This window comes from Blautia sp. MSK20_18, from assembly GCF_020553125.1.
GTDB classification, from domain to species: Bacteria; Bacillota; Clostridia; order Lachnospirales; family Lachnospiraceae; genus Blautia_A; species Blautia_A fusiformis.
On the sequence record NZ_JAJCGR010000006.1, the window covers coordinates 91,617 to 113,157 of the forward strand.

Annotated in this window: 19 protein-coding genes; 16 read left to right on the forward strand and 3 right to left on the reverse strand. The window is 43.9% G+C overall.

All coding sequences use genetic code 11. The features are described from left to right. Together LI091_RS05670 and LI091_RS05675 are read left to right on the forward strand one after the other, a co-directional pair. Complete coding sequence (locus LI091_RS05670; protein WP_265190923.1) at window positions 1-1,431, forward strand: FHA domain-containing protein; 1,431 nt, start codon at window positions 1-3, stop codon at window positions 1,429-1,431. 157 nt (window positions 1,432-1,588) lie between these two features. Beyond that, complete coding sequence (locus LI091_RS05675; RefSeq protein WP_118752405.1) at window positions 1,589-2,191, forward strand: rhomboid family intramembrane serine protease; 603 nt, start codon at window positions 1,589-1,591, stop codon at window positions 2,189-2,191. Here LI091_RS05675 and LI091_RS05680 read toward each other — a convergent pair. Then, the gene (locus tag LI091_RS05680; RefSeq protein ID WP_161209126.1) at window positions 2,158-2,832 is read right to left on the reverse strand and encodes a two-component system sensor histidine kinase NtrB; all 675 of its coding nucleotides are present in this window, start codon (window positions 2,830-2,832) and stop codon (window positions 2,158-2,160) included. The genes LI091_RS05675 and LI091_RS05680 overlap by 34 nt on opposite strands. Window positions 2,833-2,962: 130 nt before the next feature. Between LI091_RS05680 and LI091_RS05685 the strand changes: the two genes are divergently transcribed. Together LI091_RS05685 and LI091_RS05690 are read left to right on the forward strand one after the other, a co-directional pair. Beyond that, the gene (locus LI091_RS05685; protein WP_161209124.1) at window positions 2,963-3,367 is read left to right on the forward strand and encodes an HIT family protein; all 405 of its coding nucleotides are present in this window, start codon (window positions 2,963-2,965) and stop codon (window positions 3,365-3,367) included. A gap of 23 nt (window positions 3,368-3,390) precedes the next feature. Further along, a complete protein-coding gene (locus LI091_RS05690; protein ID WP_118368464.1) occupies window positions 3,391-3,918 on the forward strand; it encodes an RNA polymerase sigma factor in 528 nt (175 codons plus the stop codon). A gap of 64 nt (window positions 3,919-3,982) precedes the next feature. Here LI091_RS05690 and LI091_RS05695 read toward each other — a convergent pair whose 3' ends face one another. Then, on the reverse strand, window positions 3,983-5,050 hold the full coding sequence (locus LI091_RS05695; RefSeq protein ID WP_044962288.1) for an undecaprenyldiphospho-muramoylpentapeptide beta-N-acetylglucosaminyltransferase: 1,068 nt from the start codon (window positions 5,048-5,050) through the stop codon (window positions 3,983-3,985). Window positions 5,051-5,142: 92 nt separating this feature from the next. Here LI091_RS05695 and LI091_RS05700 point away from each other — a divergent pair, with 92 nt between their 5' ends. The 3 genes from LI091_RS05700 (at window position 5,143) to LI091_RS05710 (ending at window position 8,495) form a co-directional block, all read left to right on the forward strand. Further along, window positions 5,143-5,985, forward strand: coding sequence for a DUF4367 domain-containing protein (locus tag LI091_RS05700; RefSeq protein WP_021652844.1), 843 nt, complete (start codon window positions 5,143-5,145; stop codon window positions 5,983-5,985). Window positions 5,986-6,051: 66 nt separating this feature from the next. Further along, entirely contained in the window at window positions 6,052-6,531 is a 480-nt protein-coding gene (locus LI091_RS05705; protein ID WP_049947028.1) for a DUF6147 family protein, read from the forward strand. A gap of 347 nt (window positions 6,532-6,878) precedes the next feature. Further along, on the forward strand, window positions 6,879-8,495 hold the full coding sequence (locus tag LI091_RS05710; protein ID WP_173732618.1) for an MBL fold metallo-hydrolase RNA specificity domain-containing protein: 1,617 nt from the start codon (window positions 6,879-6,881) through the stop codon (window positions 8,493-8,495). A 117-nt stretch (window positions 8,496-8,612) separates the two neighbouring features. Here the strand turns inward: LI091_RS05710 and LI091_RS05715 are convergent, their stop codons facing one another. After that, window positions 8,613-8,861 (reverse strand): TIGR03905 family TSCPD domain-containing protein, encoded by a 249-nt coding sequence (locus LI091_RS05715; protein WP_110102758.1) that lies wholly within the window; start codon window positions 8,859-8,861, stop codon window positions 8,613-8,615. Between the two features lie 174 nt (window positions 8,862-9,035). Here LI091_RS05715 and LI091_RS05720 point away from each other — a divergent pair, with 174 nt between their 5' ends. The 9 genes from LI091_RS05720 (at window position 9,036) to LI091_RS05760 (ending at window position 21,440) form a co-directional block, all read left to right on the forward strand. Beyond that, window positions 9,036-9,737 (forward strand): 5'-methylthioadenosine/adenosylhomocysteine nucleosidase, encoded by a 702-nt coding sequence (locus LI091_RS05720; RefSeq protein ID WP_015525635.1) that lies wholly within the window; start codon window positions 9,036-9,038, stop codon window positions 9,735-9,737. 78 nt (window positions 9,738-9,815) lie between these two features. Next, entirely contained in the window at window positions 9,816-10,196 is a 381-nt protein-coding gene (locus LI091_RS05725) for a hypothetical protein (RefSeq protein ID WP_015525636.1), read from the forward strand. Window positions 10,197-10,309: 113 nt separating this feature from the next. Continuing rightward, entirely contained in the window at window positions 10,310-11,479 is a 1,170-nt protein-coding gene (locus LI091_RS05730; protein ID WP_015525637.1) for a class I SAM-dependent methyltransferase, read from the forward strand. Window position 11,480: 1 nt separating this feature from the next. Further along, window positions 11,481-13,934, forward strand: coding sequence for a hypothetical protein (locus LI091_RS05735; protein WP_173732616.1), 2,454 nt, complete (start codon window positions 11,481-11,483; stop codon window positions 13,932-13,934). Between the two features lie 139 nt (window positions 13,935-14,073). After that, a complete protein-coding gene (gene galT / locus LI091_RS05740) occupies window positions 14,074-15,564 on the forward strand; it encodes a UDP-glucose--hexose-1-phosphate uridylyltransferase (RefSeq protein WP_044962316.1) in 1,491 nt (496 codons plus the stop codon). A 54-nt stretch (window positions 15,565-15,618) separates the two neighbouring features. Further along, the gene (locus tag LI091_RS05745) at window positions 15,619-17,097 is read left to right on the forward strand and encodes an InlB B-repeat-containing protein (protein ID WP_021652853.1); all 1,479 of its coding nucleotides are present in this window, start codon (window positions 15,619-15,621) and stop codon (window positions 17,095-17,097) included. Window positions 17,098-17,300: 203 nt separating this feature from the next. Next, window positions 17,301-18,692, forward strand: coding sequence for an asparagine--tRNA ligase (asnS, locus tag LI091_RS05750; protein ID WP_015525643.1), 1,392 nt, complete (start codon window positions 17,301-17,303; stop codon window positions 18,690-18,692). 111 nt (window positions 18,693-18,803) lie between these two features. After that, complete coding sequence (locus LI091_RS05755; protein WP_015525644.1) at window positions 18,804-19,865, forward strand: metallophosphoesterase family protein; 1,062 nt, start codon at window positions 18,804-18,806, stop codon at window positions 19,863-19,865. 27 nt (window positions 19,866-19,892) lie between these two features. Next, window positions 19,893-21,440 (forward strand): ATP-binding protein, encoded by a 1,548-nt coding sequence (locus LI091_RS05760; protein WP_021652854.1) that lies wholly within the window; start codon window positions 19,893-19,895, stop codon window positions 21,438-21,440. The last annotated feature ends 101 nt before the right edge of the window (window positions 21,441-21,541 follow it).

The following is a 21,541-nucleotide window of genomic DNA, read 5'->3' on the forward strand; positions in this document are numbered from 1 at the left end:
ATGAGAACGGAATATAAAAGAGATATGAATCATAATTACCTGATCCTGACAGGAGATGAGAGAATCGATACAGATTCTTACCAGGTAAGGATGATCGTGGCCAATGCTGTGCCTGATCTTCTTCAGTGTCGGATACAGGGAATCGACGGAAAATTCATGGTGTATTATGATATAACTTCCAGGCATTCCATGACTGCGCTTTTTGAGGAAAAAAAGATGGATCTGGAGTCGCTTCAGGTGATACTGGGAGGCTTTATACAGATCATGGAAGAAATGTCCGAGTATCTTTTGAATCCCTGTCAGCTGATCCTGGAACCGGAATATATCTATCTGGATGCGGAAAGAAAAAGTGTCCGATTTTGTTATCTTCCGGGATTTCATGGGGAAATACAGAAACAGTTTCAGAGTCTTGCGGAGTATATCCTTCCAAAGCTGGATCATGAAGACGGAAAAGCGGTCATGTTGGGATATAATGTATACAGACGTGCACTGGAGGACAGCTTTCATCTGGAATACATCAAGGAAGAGTTATATAAAATATGTAACAGCGACGAGGAAGATTTTTCTCCATATGAAAAAAAGAAAACAGTGCTCCAGGAAGAAAACAGGATGACAGAGGAGGAAAAAGCAGAGGGTCTGTGGCAGGTGGAAGGCTGGGAAAGAGCCAGTGTGTCCGGAAATGAAAAACAGAAAAAATCTTCAGCGGACTCACAGAAGCGGAAAACAAACAAAATATGGAAGCCAGTGGCTGGATTTGGTGCAGCATTGGTGCTTCTTCTGGGAATTACGGCAGGAATGGCCGGCGGATATATTCCAAGAATAAGCAAAGAAATTTTTCTTCTGGGAATTCTTGCAGCAATGATACTGGGGATGCTGAGCTATATTCTGATCAAAAAAGTCTGTGGAAAAAAGAAAAAACTGGATACGCCGGTGCCTGAGCAGAAATATGGTGCGGCGGAAAAAGAGGCAGCTGTATATTCTGAAGATCAGAAAGAATCTGGTACGCTGTCAGGGAGCAATGCCGGTGACAGCAGAAAAGAACTGGAAAAGATCAAAAAAAATATCCCGACAAAAGCGGAAGATTTTTTAGATGGATTTGGTGAAACAGTAGTTCTTTCGGCAGGTGCATCCAAAGGTCCTGCTACATTAGTGAGCCGGGAACCGGGGGAATTGGCTACCATTTATTTGGAAAAAGATATCACAGTGATCGGAAAACTGGAAACTGCGGCGGATGCAGTGATCAATATACCAACTGTCAGCAGGATTCATGCTAAGATCCGAAAAAGGGAGGGGGCATATTATCTGGCAGATCTGAACTCCAGAAATGGGACTTCTGTAAATGGACAGCTTCTGAAAACAGGAGAAGATTATTTGCTGGAGGATGAGGATGAAGTCGATTTTGCACAGGCCCGTTATATTTTTTTGAAATAACAGAGCGAAAAATCCGGTTTTGTATCGTATTAATACAGGGCCGTAGGTTGTCCGCCTGATGAAAATCTGTTAAAATAATGAAATAAATTCGAATTTTCAGATTATAACAGCGAGTTATGGGAAATATTTCCGGAACCGCTGTGGAAAGAGGCCGGAATTGGAAGAAATAAAAAAAGAACCTGTGACAGTTTTACTGATCCTCATAAATACGCTGATCTTTCTTGTGGTGGAATTTACCGGCGGCTCGGAGAACGGGCAGCATATGCTGGACTGCGGTGCTGCTTATGCACCACTGATCCTGGACCAGGGACAGTGGTATCGGCTGTTTAGCAGTATGTTTCTGCATTTTGGTGCGCCGCATCTGATCAATAATATGTTGGTTCTGTTTGTGCTTGGCCAGAGACTGGAACCGGTAACAGGAAAGATAAAATTTTTTCTGATCTATATATTTGGTGGTCTGGGCGGAAATATGCTCTCTTTGTTTTTTGATATGTATGCAGGAAACGCTTCTTTATCTGCAGGAGCTTCCGGAGCTGTTTTTGCAGTCATGGGCGGTATGATCTATGTGATCATACGGCACAGAGGAAGAGTGGCGGATCTGACTGTCAGACAGATGCTGATCATGGCCGCATTTTCACTGTATTTTGGATTTGCAAGTGAAGGCGTGGATAACGTAGCGCATATAGGCGGTTTGTTGAGTGGTTTCCTGATCGCTGTAATTCTTTATCATCCCAGAAAAATATGGAAAACAGTTCCCTGACCGGGAGCGCTCTCAAGCGTGATGTCTCCACTGTGTGCCTGAGCGATCTGTTTTGAAACAGCAAGGCCAAGGCCGGTCCCGGATTCTTTGGTTGTAAAAAATGGTTGAAATATCGTAGCCTGCTGTTCCTTTGAAATTCCACATCCGTTATCCCGAATATCAATGCGGATGCCGGAATTTTCCGGAATGACAGAAAAAGAAATCTTTCCTCCGGGAATGGGAACGGCTTCCCATGCGTTTTTCAGAAGATTCAGAAGCATCTGCCGGACACGGATCCGGTCAAGAGCCATCGATGGCAATGAATCCGGAATATCTGTTTCAAGTGTGATCTCCAGATAATCCAGAGTAGGTTTTATGGAGGAAAGGATCGTTCGGAGGTAGCTGCAGGTGTCAATGTTTTCTCTTTTGACATGGCCTGCATTATTAAATGCAGAAAGTTCATCAAGAAGTTCTTTTACATAATCAAGATTATCCATAACATCATCCCAGTGCTCATATTCTTTGACATCAGGATGTGCAGATGCGATCATCTGGAGTCCGCTGTTAATAAGAGTCAGAGGATTCCGGAGTTCATGTGAAAATTTTGAAAGTGTATAATGAAAATCGTTTTTCAATTTACTGACTGTAGTATCGTTGCACATATTATCACCTCGAAAAAATATTAACATCAGAAATTTCAAATATCAACAAGAACAGTATTGAAAAATTCGAGAAAATACGACAAAATAAGAATATAGATAAAATAATTTTGCAAACAAGGAGGACAAAATAATGGGAGATTGCATATTTTGTAAAATCGCAAATGGAGAGATTCCATCAGCAACACTTTATGAGGATGAGGAATTTCGCGTGATTCTGGATCTGGGACCGGCAAGCAAAGGACACTCATTGATCCTGCCGAAAAAGCATGCAGTGAATATTTATGAACTTCCGGATGAGACTGCCGGAAAAGCAATGATCCTGGCTAAAAAAATGGCAGGAAAGCTGAGAGATGCACTGAACTGTGATGGATTTAATGTTGTGCAGAACAATGGAGAGATCGCAGGACAGACTGTGTTTCATTTTCACATGCATCTGATTCCGAGATATGAGGGAGATGGTGTTGGTTTAACCTGGAAACCCGGAGAACTCAGCGATGAGGTGAGAGATGAAATCTTAAAGAAAATTAAAGAATGACAAATAGCCACTAAAGAGGAAAAATGAATAATCAGACATTTGAAGAGTTTTATCTTAAATACCGAAAAATATCCAGAGGGTATGCGTATGGAGTTCTCCATGACTGGAGTGCTGCTGATGATGTCAGTCAGGATGTACTTTACAAAATGTATACTATAAAGGATGGCCTGAATATTGATAATGAAAAGATGATGTTTTCTCTGATCAAGAGGGCATCTATGAATAAGGCTTTGGATTATATAAAGAAATCAAGCTCCAAGCATGAGTTTGTCTGTCAGGAAGAAGTTGCGGCATTTCTGGAAGAACAGAATTCGGTCGATGCGGAAGAGGTATTTCTGCGTAAAGAGAAGAAAGAATTTATGTATATGGTGCTGAGAAGATTTCGAAAGAAACAGCCGATAAATTATGAGATCTTAATTCAGGTCAAATATCTGGAGATTTCCGTTGAAACAGTTGCAGAAGAATATGGTCTGACGAAAAGTGGTGTCAATAACAGGATATATAAAGCGAAGCGCTGGCTGCAGGAAGAATTTCGCAAAGTATACGAATAAAAGAAAACCCTGCCAGCCCGGAAGGGAGTGGCAGAGTTTTCATATGGCTGTTGTGGAAATATAGTCAGGCTCTGGCGCATTCTTCAATAAGATCAGTGATCTTACTGATGGAATCTACCTGGCCGTTTCCTGCCATAGCATCTGTATATTTCTGACGATCGGTATAGAGCTGGCGGATGGTTTCCAGAAGCTTTTCTTCTGTAATCTCCTCTTCTTCCAGCACTTTACTGAAGCCCTGGCGTTCGAAGGATCGAGCGTTAAGGATCTGGTCACCACGACTGGCTTTTGCAGAAAGCGGGATCAGAAGATTTGGCTTATGAAGTTCGCGGATCTCACAGATTGCGTTAGCGCCTGCGCGGGAGATCACGATATCAGCCATGGCAAACAGATCCGGAAGCTCGTCCTGGATATATTCATACTGGACGTATCCGGCAGTACCGTTGAGAGATTTATCGGTTTTTCCCTTTCCGCAGAGATGGACAACCTGGAATTCTTTCAGAAGTTCAGGGAGGATCTTGCGGACATTATCATTGACAGAAGCAGCTCCCAGACTACCACCGATAACCATAAGTACCGGTTTGTCAGCAGTGAAACCACAGAATTTACGACCGTTTTCCGCATTTCCGGAAAGAAGTTCCTGGCGGATCGGAGTTCCTGTAAGAACTGCTTTGTCAGCTGGAAGATTGGCGACTGTCTCAGGAAAATTACAGCAGATTCTGGATGCAGAAGAGAGACAGAGTTTATTGGCAAGACCTGGAGTCATGTCGGACTCGTGGATCAATGCGGGGATTTTTAAACGTTTGGCCGCGATCACAACGGGAACCGTAACGAAACCGCCTTTAGAAAAAACAACGTCCGGTTTCAGCTCTTTCAGAATCTTTCTGGCCTGGCTGAATCCCTTCAGTACACGAAACGGGTCAGAGAAGTTTTTGAGATCGAAGTAACGTCTCAGCTTTCCGGATGAGATTCCATAATATGGGATTCCAAGTTCTTCGATCAGTTTTTTTTCGATTCCTTCGTAGGAACCGATGTAGGAAATCTTATAACCAAGCTCCCTGAGCTTTGGAATCAGGGCAATATTTGGAGTTACATGTCCGGCAGTACCACCGCCGGTAAGTACGATGTGTTTCATTTGGATTCCTCCTGAATAGTCATATACTATCATTAAATATGAACTCTAACGGAGGAATTGTCAAGGAAAGATAGGATTACAGGAGAAAAATAATGGAAAATTTCAGGGATGCCGAACTGAAAAAATGGTTGGCAGAAGAATATGAAAAAGAAACCGAAGAGATGGAAAAAATCCTGTTTCCAGATGGAGTGATTCCTGATGATGGAGAAACAGAAGAGGAGGCAAAGGCTGCTTATCAGAGGCTTGTAGAAAAACTGAAAGCAGATGGTGTTTACAAAGAAGACGAAACTGACAGTATTAAAACTGATGATCATAAAGAGAATGTAAAAATCGTTTATCTGCCCGAAAAGAAAAGTCATAAAACAGCTCGCGTAGCGGCAGCAGTACTTGTATGCTCAGCCGGTATCTTCGCCGCAAGCATGACCAGCCAGGCGAACAGGAGTTATTTTATTGATTCTGTGAGGTATTGGGCTGGGGATGATACGAGTATTTCAATTGAAAATGATGAAGAAAATGAGAGAGCGCAGAAGGATGAGCAGATGGCGTTAGATGAAGTGAAAAATAAATTAAATTTAAATACAATTCCCCAATTTATGTACAGACCAGTTGGACTTAAATTTAAAAGCTATGAAATTAACACGGATATTGGCAATGCTTTGATAGAGTATGATTATAAAAATGTAATTATAACATTATATATTAATGATCATAGTGATAGCAGTAAAAATAGTGATTATAATTTAGATGGAGAAACATTAGAAACACTTAAGTGGAAAGATGAAAATATTGTAATTGAAATAAAAAAAATAAAAGATAATCAGGATAAAAAAGAAAATTATGTTGCTTATTGGAAGGATAATACCGCTTTTTATGAGATAAGTGGAAAGATGGAAAAAGAAGAATTTTTAAAAATGATAAAAAACATAAGATTTTGACGAGATAATTTATTTCTTAACTCGTATATATATTGTAATGGAAGTTTAAAGGTGGAAAGGCACTATATGAAAGAGAAAATGAAAAGAATTGTGCGAAATTTATTATTAGTATGCTGTTGCAGCATATTGTTTGCGTCACCTGTAATGGCAGAGAATTTATCAGATGATTTTTCAGTGGATACGGATACAGATGCGGATTATGCTGAAGATACTACATACAGTATGTTAAGAGGCAACAATTTAAATTTTGGAACAACTTCTGTGAAAAAAATGGCTAGCAATAAGGTGGCTGTTTCAGGAATAACACAGTGTCATCATGTTTGTGATAAAGTATATTTGGAGATATATTTGGAACGGAAAGTAAAAGGTACATATTCTACTTATAAAAGTTGGAGTTATACAGCAAACAATGTAGATCATTTAAATAAGGGACTGACAGTTATCGTTCCGAGCGGTTATTATTATCGCGTACGAGGATATCATGCAGCAAAAGATGGAAGCAAGGAATCAACTACAACATTAACCAGCGGTGTTTTAGTAAAATAACAAATCAACTCTCACATCCCCAGCGATGTCACACCCCAAAAAATAAAAAAATCCAGTAAACTTTACATTACCTTCGCTGGGGAATGTCTAAAAATTCTGAATAATATCAAAAAACCTAAAAAAATCCCCTTAAAAAAAGAAACATATTTCACAAAAAGACTGTCAAAAAACATATATTTCGTGTATAATAAATACAATAACAAACCGTTAATAAACAAAAAGTCGATTATTTCTTCTTGGAATTGTATATCACAGCGTTTCTGGACGATCGGATATCACAGAGAGATCCTTCAGGCTTTTTTTGATATGGAAATTTCAGAACGTGGGACGGAAAAGGGGGCTTGTGCATGAAGATAACATTTATCGGTGCTACGCATGAGGTGACTGGAAGCTGTTATTATCTGGAAGCGGCAGGACGGAAGTTTCTGGTGGATTATGGAATGGAGCAGGGACCGGATTATTATGAGAATAAGGAGCTTCCGGTGGCTCCGGGTGATCTGGATTTTGTGCTTCTGACACATGCACACATGGATCATTCCGGAAATCTTCCGGCCTTGTATGCAAAAGGCTATCAGGGGCCGATCTATGCGACAGAGGCAACTTGTAATCTCTGCGATATCATGCTTCGTGACAGCGCACATATCCAGATGTTCGAGGCTGAGTGGAGAAACCGAAAGGGGCGGAGAGAAGGAAAACCGGAATTTATTCCTGCGTACACTATGGAAGATGCCATGGGTGTGCTCCGGAACTTCGTCAGATGCCCATATGATAAGATCATCAAACCGGCAGAGGGAATCGAAGTAAGATTTGTGGATGCAGGACATCTTCTTGGCTCCAGCAGTATTGAAGTCTGGATGACGGAAGAGGACAAAACAGAAAAGATCGTTTTTTCCGGCGATATCGGAAATATCAATCAGCCGCTGATCAGAGATCCGGTATATATCCGAGAGGCAGATTATGTTGTGATGGAATCTACCTACGGAGACCGCAGTCATGGAGAACGTCCGGATTATCCGGCAATACTGGCAGAGATCATCCAGAGGACCTTTGACAGAGGCGGCAGTTTGGTGATTCCGTCCTTTGCAGTAGGCCGTACTCAGGAAATGCTGTATTTTATCCGACAGATCAAAGAACAGGGACTGGTTCACGGCCATGATGGTTTTACGGTATATGTAGACAGTCCCCTTGCCAATGAGGCAACTACGATCTTCAGTGAGAATGCATATACCTGCTATGATGAGGAAGCAATGGATCTTTTGAATAAAGGTATCAATCCGTTATCCTTCCCGGGATTGAAGACCTCCGTTACTACCGATGATTCCAGAGCTATCAATTTTGATGAGGACTGCAAGGTGATCATTTCCGCCAGTGGTATGTGTGATGCTGGTCGTATCAAACATCATCTGAAACACAATCTGTGGAATCCCAGAAATACCATTCTTTTTGTTGGATACCAGGCTATCGGAACTCCGGGACGGGCATTATTGGAAGGTGCTGTGGAGCTGAAGTTGTTTGGTGAGACTGTGCAGGTAGCTGCTGAAATATGCAAAATGCCGGGAATCAGCGGTCATGCTGATGTAAACGGACTTATAGAATGGGCGAAAGCCTTTGACACGAGACCAAAACACGTATTTGTTACGCATGGTGATGATACGGTGACGGAGATTTTTGCCCAGAGGCTTAAAGAAGAGCTTGGGTATGATGCAACAGCACCCTTTAGTGGAACTGAATATGATCTTCTGGAGAACCGGTGTATCCATGAGGCTGTTGGTGTTCGGATCGTAAAGGCAACTGCTTCGCCGAAAACAACCAAGGCTGCCCGTGCATATGAGAAGCTGTTGGCTATGGGACGTCGCCTGATGTCCGTGATCCGGAAGAATGAAGGCTGCCCCAATAAAGATCTGGATCGTTTTGCAAGAGATATCCAGTCACTGTGTGACAAGTGGGACAGAACAGATATTTAACCGGATAACAAAGATAACATTGAAACAATTAGTTTGTCAAATCATCATAAAATCACCCTGCGGAAATTTTTCGCAGGGTGATGATAAATCCGATATACAAAATAAGATTATGTGAGATCAGCCTTCGTTCAATGCCTGGCGGATGGCTTTTGCAAGCTGATCCGGACATGAAGTTGGTTTGAATCCGCAGCGGATGCCTTCCAGACGGGAGATCACTTCATTTGCATCCATTCCCTCTGCAAGCTGTGCAACACCCTGTGTGTTTCCGGAACATCCGCCTGTAAACTTGATATTGTGAACTTTTTTATTATCGTCGATCTCGAACTCAATTCCCTGAGCACAGACGCCTTTTGTCTTATAAACCATTCTGGTTACCTCCTGTTCTGTTTATTTATCGATTATAGCATCTCTCAAAAAAAGTTTCCATAAAAAATAAAATTTGTTATAATGAACAATGTAGAAAAAGAAAAAGATACTGCTGAACGGAAAAAACTGTGAAATTCAGCGGGATATCATATTGAAAGAGAGGATTTACAGATCATGAAATGTGTTGGAATCATAGGAGCAATGGAACAGGAAGTAGCAAGACTGAAAGAGGTTATGGAGAATGTATCCATTACTACCAGAGCCGGAATGGATTTTTATGAGGGTGTTCTGGAAGGAAAGAAGGTAGTTGTGGTACAGTCCGGGATTGGTAAGGTAAATGCCGGCATGTGCACCCAGATCCTGGCAGATCTCTTTCAGGTGGAAGCGGTGATCAATACCGGTATCGCAGGAAGCCTTAACAATGATATCAATATTGGAGATATCGTACTTTCCACAGATGTTCTTCATCATGATATGGATGCAACCGGATTCGGATATCCGAAGGGACAGATCCCGCAGATGAAAGAGTTTTCCTTCCAGGCAGATGAGTGCCTTCGTAAGATCGCACATGATGTATGCGAGGAAGTAAATCCGGAGATCAGGGTTTTTGAAGGAAGAATTGCTTCCGGAGATCAGTTTGTATGTGATCAGGGTGTAAAAGATAATATTGTAAAGGAATTCAGCGCCTATGCTGTTGAGATGGAGGGCGCAGCGATCGGACAGGCAGCAGCTCTTAACGGGATTCCATTCCTGATCATCCGTGCTATCTCAGATAAAGCAGATAATAGTGCAAACATGGATTATCCGGCTTTTGAAAAGCTTGCAATTGAGCACAGCGTACGTCTGACCCAGGGAATGCTGAAACGGATGGCCTGATCGGAACTTTGGAGGGAACCGTCATTTTTCTTCTGCATATACTGTAAGAGATAGCAGAGAGAGGACAGCAGAAGAGTTATGATCTATCCAGATTTTTATCCGTTTTATGCTACACAGGGAAGTCCTGGTTTTTATAATGAAGAGAGAGAACAGGAAAAGGAATTTGATCTGATGAGATCATACTATCCGGATACAGCCCGAAGGATCCAGGAAAAAGCGGAAGCACAGTGTCAGCTTTTGGATTATGAGGGAAGCCGGCTGTATGATGAATATCCGGATCGTTTCATGCTCTATCACATCTGTCACCAGGTGAAAGGACAGATGGAAGGAGATACCAGTGTACAGGAGATTCCAGGAGGGTTCCTGGATGATCTGATCGAAGTGCTGGTGTATCAGGAGATTTCCAGACGAAGATGCAGGAGGAAAAGGTGCAGAAAATGTTTCCGCACTGAGTATTAAAATGGCGGTTTACCCATGAACGATACAGTGATACTGGCAGAAGCGACCAAAACTGGTTCGCACAACATCTGTCCATATACAATAAAACAAAAAGTGAATATAATGGAAGTATGATGAAAACAATAAGGGAATTTTTAGAAGAACAGATTAATGAACAGCTGATACAGGCTGTTGTCAGTGGCCGCAGGACTGGCGAGGGACCTTCCAAGGTGAAGCTTCGTCCTGTGGAGCTGAAGGGTCAGATTTTTTACCAGGCGTCCATGACAGAAGGGACGAAGGTTTATCATAAGAATTTTACCAGGGAAGAGATGATCGCTTATCTGGAGCATGCCATGGAGGAATTTCGTCAGCTTCAGGCAACCGGACGCAGTCAGGATGGAAGTATCCTTATCAGCAAGAAAGGGAAAGCAACCATCAAAACAAAACAACACGGGCCTGCACAGAATGAGAAGATAAAGATCGCTCCTCATAACCGGGTGAAACAGTACATTCTCAGAGAGGGAACGGCAGCTCCGTTTCTGGTGGATCTGGGAGTTATGACAAAGGATGGAAAGATCGTTGCTTCCAGATATGACAAGTTCAGACAGATCAATCGCTTTCTGGAGTTTATCAGGGATATCCTTCCGAAGCTTCCTAAAGACAGAGAGATCACGATCCTGGATTTTGGCTGCGGAAAATCCTATCTTACTTTTGCTATGTATTATTATCTCAGAGAACTGGAGGGTTTTGATGTAAACATCATAGGGCTGGATCTTAAGGAAGATGTGATACGGCATTGCAGTGAATTGGCCAGATCTTATGGTTATGACAAGCTGCATTTTTACCAGGGAGATATTGCAGGGTACGAAGGCGTTTCTTCTGTGGACATGGTGGTGACACTTCATGCCTGCGATACAGCAACAGATTTCGCTCTGGCCAAGGCAGTGGAATGGGGGGCTCAGGTGATCCTGTCTGTTCCATGCTGTCAGCATGAACTGAATCGTCAGATCCGAAACGAAATGCTCCAGCCTGTTATGCGTTATGGGATCCTGAAGGAAAGAATGGCAGCTCTGATCACAGATGGTCTTCGTGCTGAGCTTCTGGAAAGCAAAGGATATGAAACCCAGCTTCTTGAATTTATCGATATGGAACATACACCAAAGAATATTCTGATCCGCGCAGTAAAAACCGGAAAGAAAAAGAGCAGGGACAGTTTTTCGGATACCATGAAGGCTCTTCATGTGGCTCCTACCCTGGATAGGCTTCTTTATCCGGAAGAGTCAGCCTCACAGAAGGGAGAATGACATGATGAAGATCCTACGTAAGGGAGCGATACTGCTGGTGATCTTTGTGGCAGTAGTAGCCGGGACCTCATTTCTGATGAACAGTCAGTCTACAGATAACCGCTCAGATATGAACGATGCCACACTTCCAGAGGTTATGGTAAAGATCGGAAGTACCCAGGCAAATAAGATGTATGGATACAGACAGCAGATGCAGACCGATTTCATGAGAGGAAGTATTACTCCGCTGGATACGACCAAAAAAGTGTCTTTTGAGATCAACCCATATGCTGATACAGTAACAGGGCTTGCTTATGAGGTACGGACTTCAGACGGAAGCAAGGTTATGGAGAACCGTAAGATCAAGAATCTCACGAAAGAGGACAACGGCTGTTTAAGTACAGAGATTGAGATCGGCAGTGACCTTCGCATGAACCAGGAGTATTCCATGCAGATCACGCTGGATACCAGTGAGGGGGAAGTCTACTACTATACAAGAGTGGTTTCCAGAACCCAGTTGAATACAGAAGCGTATCTTCAGTTTGTCAAGGATTTTTCCACAAAGTGTCTGGACAAGGAACAGGCAGATACGCTGACCGGATATCTGGAAGCGGAGGATATTTCCGGCGGAACGAATTACAATAATATTTCCATCAGTTCTGGACTTTCCAATATCAGCTGGGGATCCCTTTCTCCGAAGCTCTACATGGAAGGAGTTCCGCTGATCGATGATATCAATGAAACGACTGCAAGTATCACGCTGGATTATCAGGTTTCCGCACAGGATGATGAGGGTAAAACCGAAATTTATGATGTTACGGAATTTTACCGTATGCGTTATACAGAAACAAGGATCATGCTGCTGGATTTTAAACGTTCTGCAACGAAGGTATTTGATCCGTCTCAGAAGGTAGTTTCCGATGCAGGCCTGCTTCTGGGTGTCCGTGACAAGAATGTCACCTATGCTTCAGACAGCAGTGGAAAGATCGTTGCTTTTGAGCAGGATGGGGATCTCTGGTCTTATGCACCGTCCAGCGGAAAGATCACAAGGATCTTCAGCTTCCGCAAAGAGGAAGATAACGATTCCAGATATGTGCGCAACGAACATGATATCAAGATCATCCGAGTGGCAGATAACGGGGATGTGGACTTTGTATTGTACGGTTACATGAACCGTGGTGTTCACGAGGGATACAGCGGTGTCTGTGTTTATCACTACAACAGCGACCGTAATGTGGTGGAAGAAAAAGTATTCATACCAAGTACAGAATCCTACGAGTTCCTGAAGGAAGATCTTGGAACACTCACTTATGTAAACAAAAACAATCAGCTGTTTCTGCTGTTTGCACAGAAGCTGTATCAGGTAGATATTGAGACAGGAACCTCACAGGTTCTGGAAGAAGGAATCAAACAGAACCATTTTGTTGTGTCAGATACCAAGGCACATGCAGCATGGCTGATCGAATCCGGAGATGATGCAGGGAAGATCCGGGAAATTGAATTTGATTCTCTGAAAACAAGAGATATTTCGCCGGAAAGCGGAAAAAATCTGAGAGCTCTGGGATTTATGAATGAAGATCTGGTATATGGGATCCTTTCCGATGAAGATATTCTTACGGATGCCAACGGACATGAAACAGAGGGAATCAGTACATTACGCATTGAAAGCTTTAAAGGAAAGGTGAAAAAAGAGTATCGTCAGGATGGCCTTTATATCACCAACGTAACGGTTGGCAGTACCATGATGGAGTTTGAACTTTCTGCAAAATCGGGGAATGCTTATACAGTCCAGAAAAAGGACAATATCATGAATAACAAAAAAGCATCCGGAAGCCAGATAGATGTAGCATTGATCACTACAAACCGTGCAGGAACGCTGATCCGCCTGACCATGACTCAGAAACCGGAGACAGACAGTCCGCTGCTTGTTTGTTCCAAGATCGAGAGTACTGAAGACTCATCGGTAACATTGGATACTACCGTTCCACAGGGAGAACTTTATTATGTTTATGCATATGGTTCTCTTGACCGTATCTATACCGATCCGGCTGCAGCTGTGAAACGCGCGGATGCGCAGACTGGAGTGGTACTTAACCGTGCGCAGCAGTATGTCTGGGAACGTGGAAACAAAAAAACAAAGCTCCAGATGAATATAGAGGATGTACCGGAAAGTATACGTACAGCCAACTGGAAGAAAAAAGAACTTCAGGATAGCCTTGGTGATATGGGAACGGTGATCGATCTGACCGGCTGCACTCTTGACAATGTTCTTTATGAGGTCAGTGCCCAGAGACCGGTGATCGCCAAGACAGGAGAAAATTCCAGTGTGGTGATCGTAGGCTATGATGAATATAATACCTATCTTTATGATCCGGCAACAGGGCAGATCAGCCCGTATGGAATGAATGACAGTACAGCGCTGTTTGAGAGTGCCGGAAATGTATTTCTCACCTATATAGAAAACGTCATAGAGTGATGCTTACAGAGCAGGCCGGATGAAGGCCATGGGGTTACAGCAGGATGGCAAGACGGGAGTTCCCGTTTGGCATAAATCGGAAAACAGGAAAAAAGTTCCTGTTTTCCGGGAAAAGCGCGACAGGAAAGGGGAAAAATCAATGTTAAGTGAAAGTATTAAAAAACTGGTACAGTATGGGGTGGAGAGTGGTATTACTCCAGAATGCGAAAGAATTTATGCAACCAATCTTCTTCTGGATGCCTTTGGGGAAAGCGAATATACAGAACCGGAGACAGAGTATGCTAAAATCAATCTTGAGGAGACTTTGAACGAACTTCTTGATGAGGCTGTAAAGAGGGGCATCATCGAGGACAGTATTGTGTACAGAGATCTCTTTGATACAAAACTGATGAACTGTCTGATGCCGCGTCCTGCCCAGGTGCAGAGAGAATTCTGGGATGCTTATAAAGAAGATCCGGAAAAAGCCACAGATTATTTTTATAAGCTGAGTCAGGACAGTAACTATATCAGACGTTATCGCGTAAAAAAAGATCAGAAATGGACAGTAGACAGCGAATATGGCAAGATCGATATCACGATCAACCTGTCCAAGCCGGAAAAAGACCCAAAGGCTATCGCAGCTGCCAAGCTGGTAAAATCCAGCAGCTATCCAAAATGTCTGCTTTGTCCGGAAAATGAAGGCTATGCAGGAAGAGTCAATCATCCGGCAAGGGAGAACCACAGGATCATCCCGATTACCATCAATGACAGTCCATGGGGCTTCCAGTACTCTCCATATGTTTACTACAATGAACATTGTATCGTATTTAACAGTCAGCATACTCCGATGAAGATCGAGAGAAATACATTTATCAAGCTGTTTGATTTTGTAAAGCTGTTCCCACATTATTTCCTTGGCTCCAATGCGGATCTTCCAATCGTAGGAGGTTCTATCCTCAGCCACGATCATTTCCAGGGCGGGCATTATACCTTTGCCATGGCGAAGGCAGAGATTGAAAAGCATGTGACGATCCCGGGATACGAAGATGTGGAAGCCGGCATTGTAAAATGGCCTCTTTCCGTACTGCGTATCCGCAGTAAAGACGAGACGAGACTGATCGATCTGGCAACACATGTACTGGCAGGCTGGAGAGGATATACGGATGAGGCTGCATTTATCTTTGCAGAAACAGACGGAGAGCCGCATAACACCATCACACCGATCGCACGTAAAGTGGGAGATACCTTTGAACTGGATCTGACATTACGTAACAATATCACAACAGAGGAGCATCCGCTGGGGGTTTATCATCCGCATGCATGCTATCATCATATCAAGAAAGAGAATATCGGTCTTATCGAAGTTATGGGACTCGCTGTTCTTCCGGCACGTCTGAAAGAAGAGCTGGAGCTTCTTGAAGAATACATTTTAAGCGGCAGGGACATCGCTTCCAATGAGAAAATCGAGAAACATGCTGCATGGGTTGCAGAATTTCTGCCAAAATATGAGAAACTTGATAAAGATAATATCCAGGAAGTCCTTCGCAGGGAAGTGGGCAATGTATTTGTTCATGTACTGGAGGATGCCGGTGTTTATAAATGCACACCAGAGGGCAGGGATGCATTTATGAGATTTATCAATACTCTGTAAAAAAGTACGGAGGCACCCGGGGATGGATATGTATTTCAGGAGGAGTTTGTTTATATGAAAAACAGGGAAAAAACCGGAAAGGCCTTTCGGATAAAATGGCTTTTGCTGGCACTTGTGGCAGCTGCACTGATCTTTGTGCCGGCTGCATCGCATAAGGTGTCGGCGGCGAAGCTTGTTTATACCGTTAAGTTCAATAATAATTCAGGTACCAGCAAAAGTAAGACGTATACCGCACTGACACGGAACGTGACATTAAATACTACGATCAAGCTTCCGGCAGTACCCAAGGCTGTGGGATATCAGAATCTCGGATGGACCACACGGAAGGGGAGCAGTAAGGTGGTATATAAAGCAGGTGCCAGCGTAAAGGTCAGAAAAGATATGACTCTGTATGCGGTCCGCAGAAAGAGTAAGTATTATACCGTAAACTTCTATCTTGGAAATGGAAGCACCAATTCCGCATATAAGAAGCTGCAGAAAAAAGTAGAAGAGGGTACATATTACACATTGCCTGCAGTTCCATCCAGATCGGGATATGTAAATCTTGGCTGGTCAACAGCAAAGAACGGCAAGGCATCTACTGCAAAAAAAGTAGGAACGAAGATTAAAATCTCCGGTAATATCAGATACTATTCTGTACAGATGCAGTCAGTAAAAGTAAATCTCCGCAAGGCAAACGGAACCGTATGGAAGACAGTAACACTTGGAAAGGGCGGTTACCTTAAGCTCCCATCTGTATCCAATGCGACAGGTTATACATTTATGGGCTGGTCTAAGACCAGACGGACCGGTTCTTCCACAGATCCGGATTATGAAGCCGGTGAACTTCTGCGGATCAACAAAAATACCAATCTGTATGCGACGGTATTTAACCGTGCACTGGAGAAGGACATCAGTTCCGATGAGATGGCTCATCCGGCTATCGGTATGATGTACAGTAAGGTCATTTTTGTGGGAGATTCCCGTACTGCAGGAATACAGGCGACACTGAAAAAACAGATGAGCAGTTCTGTAACAAATGGGGTTTCTTTTGTTGCAAACCCAGGAAAGGGCTTGAGCTGGTTCCGGGATACAGGATATGCACAGCTTATAGAAGAGATCGACAAAACAGAAGGTTCCAAACCGATCGCCGTTATCTTTAATCTGGGTGTCAATGACCTGGGAAATGCAGGCAATTATGTCAGCTATATGACCAGTATCGCATCCACATTGAAAAGTAAGAACTGTAAGCTCTTTTACATGTCTGTAAATCCCGTCAACAGTACCATGATCACAAAAACGGGAAGAGGCGCCCGTACAGAAGCACAGGTAAGAGAATTCAACAGCAAGATCCGTTCCGGTCTTTCTCTGTATTACAAATATATTGATATGTACAGCGTACTTATGAAAAAAGGCTACGGGACCAATGCCCGCTATGATGGTGTGGATGATGGCGATGACGGACTTCATTACACAACAAAGACATTCAAGAGGATCTACTATTACTGCATTACTTATCTCAACACAGGAAGTATCAACGCATCTTATTATTAATGGTATAACAGACAGAAAAATCCCGTCTGCCGGAGACATTCCGCCAGGCGGGATTTTTCTGTCCGGCGGCCCGCTATTTTTCTGTCCGACAGGGCAATTACTCCTTGCACGAACCATGAGAATAGTCTATACTTAATTCGATACGGACGTTTGGAGGTCCGCAGGGACGTGTGATCCTGAATATGAGGAATGAGGTATAGATTATGAAACTGACAACAGTGAAAGAGATTTACAGAAACCGTGAACAGTATCTCGACAAAGAGATCACCGTAGGTGGATGGGTACGAAGTGTTCGTGATTCCAAGGCGTTTGGATTCATCGTACTTCATGATGGAAGCTTTTTTGAAACTCTTCAGATCGTATATCACGATAACATGGAGAATTTCGCAGAGGTTTCCAAGCTGAACGTTGGAGCGGCCATCATTGTTAAGGGAACGCTGGTAGCTACCCCTCAGGCGAAGCAGCCATTTGAGATCCAGGCAACAGAGATATCTGTAGAGGGAGCTTCCGCACCGGATTATCCACTTCAGAAGAAGAGACACAGTCTTGAATACTTAAGGACCATGACACATTTAAGACCGAGAACAAATACTTTTCAGGCTGTATTTCGTGTACGTTCTCTCTGTGCATATGCGATCCATAAATTTTTCCAGGAGAGAGGCTTTGTCTATGTGCATACACCGCTGATCACAGGAAGTGACTGTGAAGGTGCAGGAGAGATGTTCCAGGTAACAACACTGGATCCGAAGAATATTCCGCTGACAGAGGATGGAAGTGTTGATTATTCACAGGATTTCTTCGGAAAGGAGACAAACCTTACCGTAAGCGGACAGCTGAACGGAGAGACTTATGCACAGGCATTCCGCAATATCTACACATTCGGACCGACCTTCCGTGCTGAGAATTCCAACACTACCCGTCATGCAGCTGAGTTCTGGATGATCGAGCCTGAGTGTGCGTTTGCAGACCTTCAGGATGCTATGGAGCTTGCAGAGGCTATGCTGAAATACGTGATCCGTTATGTCTTTGAGAATGCACCGGAGGAAATGAACTTCTTCAATTCCTTCATTGACAAGGGGCTTCTTGACAGACTGAACCATGTGCTTAATTCTGAATTTGCGCATGTGACCTATACAGAGGCTGTTGAGATCCTTGAGAAGAACAATGACAAATTTGATTACAAGGTATTCTGGGGATGTGATCTTCAGACAGAGCATGAGCGCTATCTGACAGAGCAGGTCTACAAGAGACCGGTATTTGTTACAGATTATCCGAAGGAGATCAAGGCATTCTACATGAAACTCAACGAGGATGGAAAGACAGTTGCGGCTATGGACTGTCTGGTGCCGGGAATCGGAGAGATCATCGGAGGAAGTCAGAGAGAGGATGACTACGACAAGCTGAAAACACGTATGGATGAGCTGGGTCTGAAACCGGAGGATTACGATTTCTATCTGGATCTTCGTAAATATGGTTCCACACGTCATTCCGGCTTTGGTCTTGGATTTGAGAGATGTGTCATGTACCTTACAGGTATGGGCAACATCCGTGACGTGATCCCATTCCCGAGAACTGTAAAGAACTGCGATCTTTGATCAGAACACTTTTGCACAGCAGGACGTTCTGTGCTCCTGAGATCAGAGAACAGCAGGGAGAAATTGGCAACAGGTATTGATATGTGTGACTGACACACAAGGGAGAACATTATGAGATTTATTCATCTTGCAGACGTGCATCTGGGCGCGGTTCCCGACAGGGGCTGCCCGTGGAGCAAAGAGCGGGAGGAAGAAATCTGGAGCACTTTCCGCCGGGTTATTGCGGGCATCCGCGAAGATCCGGTGGATTTGCTATTTATATCCGGAGATTTGTTCCACCGCCAGCCTCTTATGAGAGAGCTTAAGGAAGTAAATTATCTGTTTTCCACCATCCCGGATACCAGAGTGTATCTGATGGCAGGAAATCATGATTTTATAAGCAGAGATTCTTTTTATAATACGTTTGAGTGGAATTCCAATGTTATATTTTTCAGGAGCAGGGAACTGACCTGCGTTAAAGATCCCAGGCTTGATGTCTATGTATATGGACTGAGTTACTATGACCGGGAAATAAAAGACGGACTTTATGATCAGGCTGTCCCTGTCCAGAAAGAAGGAATCCATATTCTGCTGGCCCATGGCGGCGATGAGAAGCATATTCCTCTCAGTGCAGCAGCTCTGGCGGCATCAGGCTTCGATTATGTGGCGTTAGGGCATATCCACAAGCCGCAGATCCTGATCCGTGACCAGGCGGCCTTTTCCGGGGCTCTGGAGCCCATTGACAGGAATGATACAGGGGAACATGGATATATGGAGGGACGACTGATCAACGGAAGGATCCGTACAGAGTTCGTTCCCTTTGCCTGTCGTTCCTATCAGCAGCTGGTAATGACACTTCACGAGGAAACTACACAGATATCTCTGGAAGAAGCGGTAAAATCCCAGATTTTCCGCAGAGGAGGAAGGAATATCTACAGGATCGTTCTTCAGGGAATGCGTTCGCCGGATCTTCTTCTGATCCCTGAGAAACTGAAAAGTCTCGGAAATGTTACCGATGTTGTGGATGAATCCTGGCCGGCGTATGATCTTGGTGAGCTCTACAAACGCTACAGCGGTACTCTGATCGGTGATTATATCGGCTATTTTCTGGCCAAAAAGGGTATGGATACCGTGGAAAAAAAGGCGCTGTATTATGGGCTTCAGGCATTGCTTGAGACAGGCAGCCGGCGATAAAGGGGCAGCACAGGAGGATAGCATAAGATGGTTATCAGACGTTTAAAAATAAAAAATTTCGGGAAGATCCGGGACAAGGATATGGAGCTTTCGCCTGGGATCAACGTACTTTACGGTGAAAATGAGAGTGGAAAAACTACCACACATACATTTATCCGCTCCATGTTTTACGGCGTTCGCAGACTGCGGGGAAAGGCTGCTCTGAACGATACATATACAAAATATGAACCGTGGAAAAATCCGGCAGAATATGGTGGGATCATGTGGTTCACAAGCAAGGGGAAGAAGTATCGTCTTACCAGGAATTTTTATAAAGAAAAGAAGCTGGGAGAGCTTCTCTGTGAAGATGATGGCAGTCTTGTGGATGCGGAACAGGGAGCTCTTGGGACTATTCTGGGAAATGTAAGTGAGGCAGTTTATGATAATACGGTGTCTGTGGCACAGCTGAAAAGCGTTACAGGAAAAGATCTCGTACGTGAACTGCAGAATTACATGGCCAGTTATCAGGGAACCGGTGACAGTTCCATTGACATGGGACGAGCCATGCAGATGCTGAAAATGTCCAGAAAAGGATATCTGACAGAAGCGGCCCGGCGAAAAAAAGATCTGGAAAAGGAAAAAGAAAAGATTTCCGCAAACATGGAATATATCCGTAGAGAGATCCGTGAACTGGATGAGAAGCGTGACCGGATCATGCAGCAGCAGGACGGGATGAACATAGGGACCAGAGAACGGAGTACAGAGGATCTTCTTGAGCTTCGGATCGATCGTGTAAAAAGAAGGCGGGAGCTGACAGATGCAGTTCTGGCAGTTGTGCTGCTTGGTGGGATTGCCGGTACCGGCTGCCTGGCAGCTTTTTCCGGGCAGGTCATTTTCAGTGTTCTGGCAGGCGTGGCAACTGCGGCGATTTCTGTAGCGGCATTGTTTTTTCGCATACGGCTCAGCAGGGAGCTGAATAAGAGAGAACGTCAGAGAGAGCGCTGGCATTCCAGACATGAAGAGCTGACCTGGAACCGGAACAGTCTGGACAGTGACTACGAAGAGAAGCATACAGCGCTGGAGAACCTGCAGGCAGAGTTGGCGGAATGTGAAGAAAATACAGAAGTGATCACTCCGGAGGAAACAGAGATCCAGGCGCTGAATATGGCCATGGAGACGATTGAGGCACTTTCCGGAAACATTACGGATCAGGTAGGGGTCCGTCTGAAAAAACGTACATCTGAGATATTAAGTGAGATCACCGGTGGCAGATACCAGGAGGTTTTGATGGATGAGGCACTGCATATGTCTGTGAACACAGGGGAGCGTATCGTATCCATTGAGAGACTGAGCCGCGGGACACTGGAGCAGATTTATTTTGCCCTTCGTATGGCAGCAGGAGAGCTTTTCTGCAAAGAGGAACCGTTCCCTGTGATCCTGGATGATGTATTTGGCATGTATGATGAAGAACGTCTTGCAGCGGCTCTCAGGTGGCTGCATAAAGAAAACAGACAGGTGATCATAAGTACCTGCCATAAAAGAGAAATGGAGATCCTGGATAAAGAGAGGATTCCCTATCAGAAGCTTCCTATGTGAGCTTTTGCAGGAAGATTTCAGCATAAAGATCAAAAGCAAAGCAGACAGCAGATGCGGATCATGGATATCCGTCTGTTACAGAAATATAAAGCGGCTGCGCT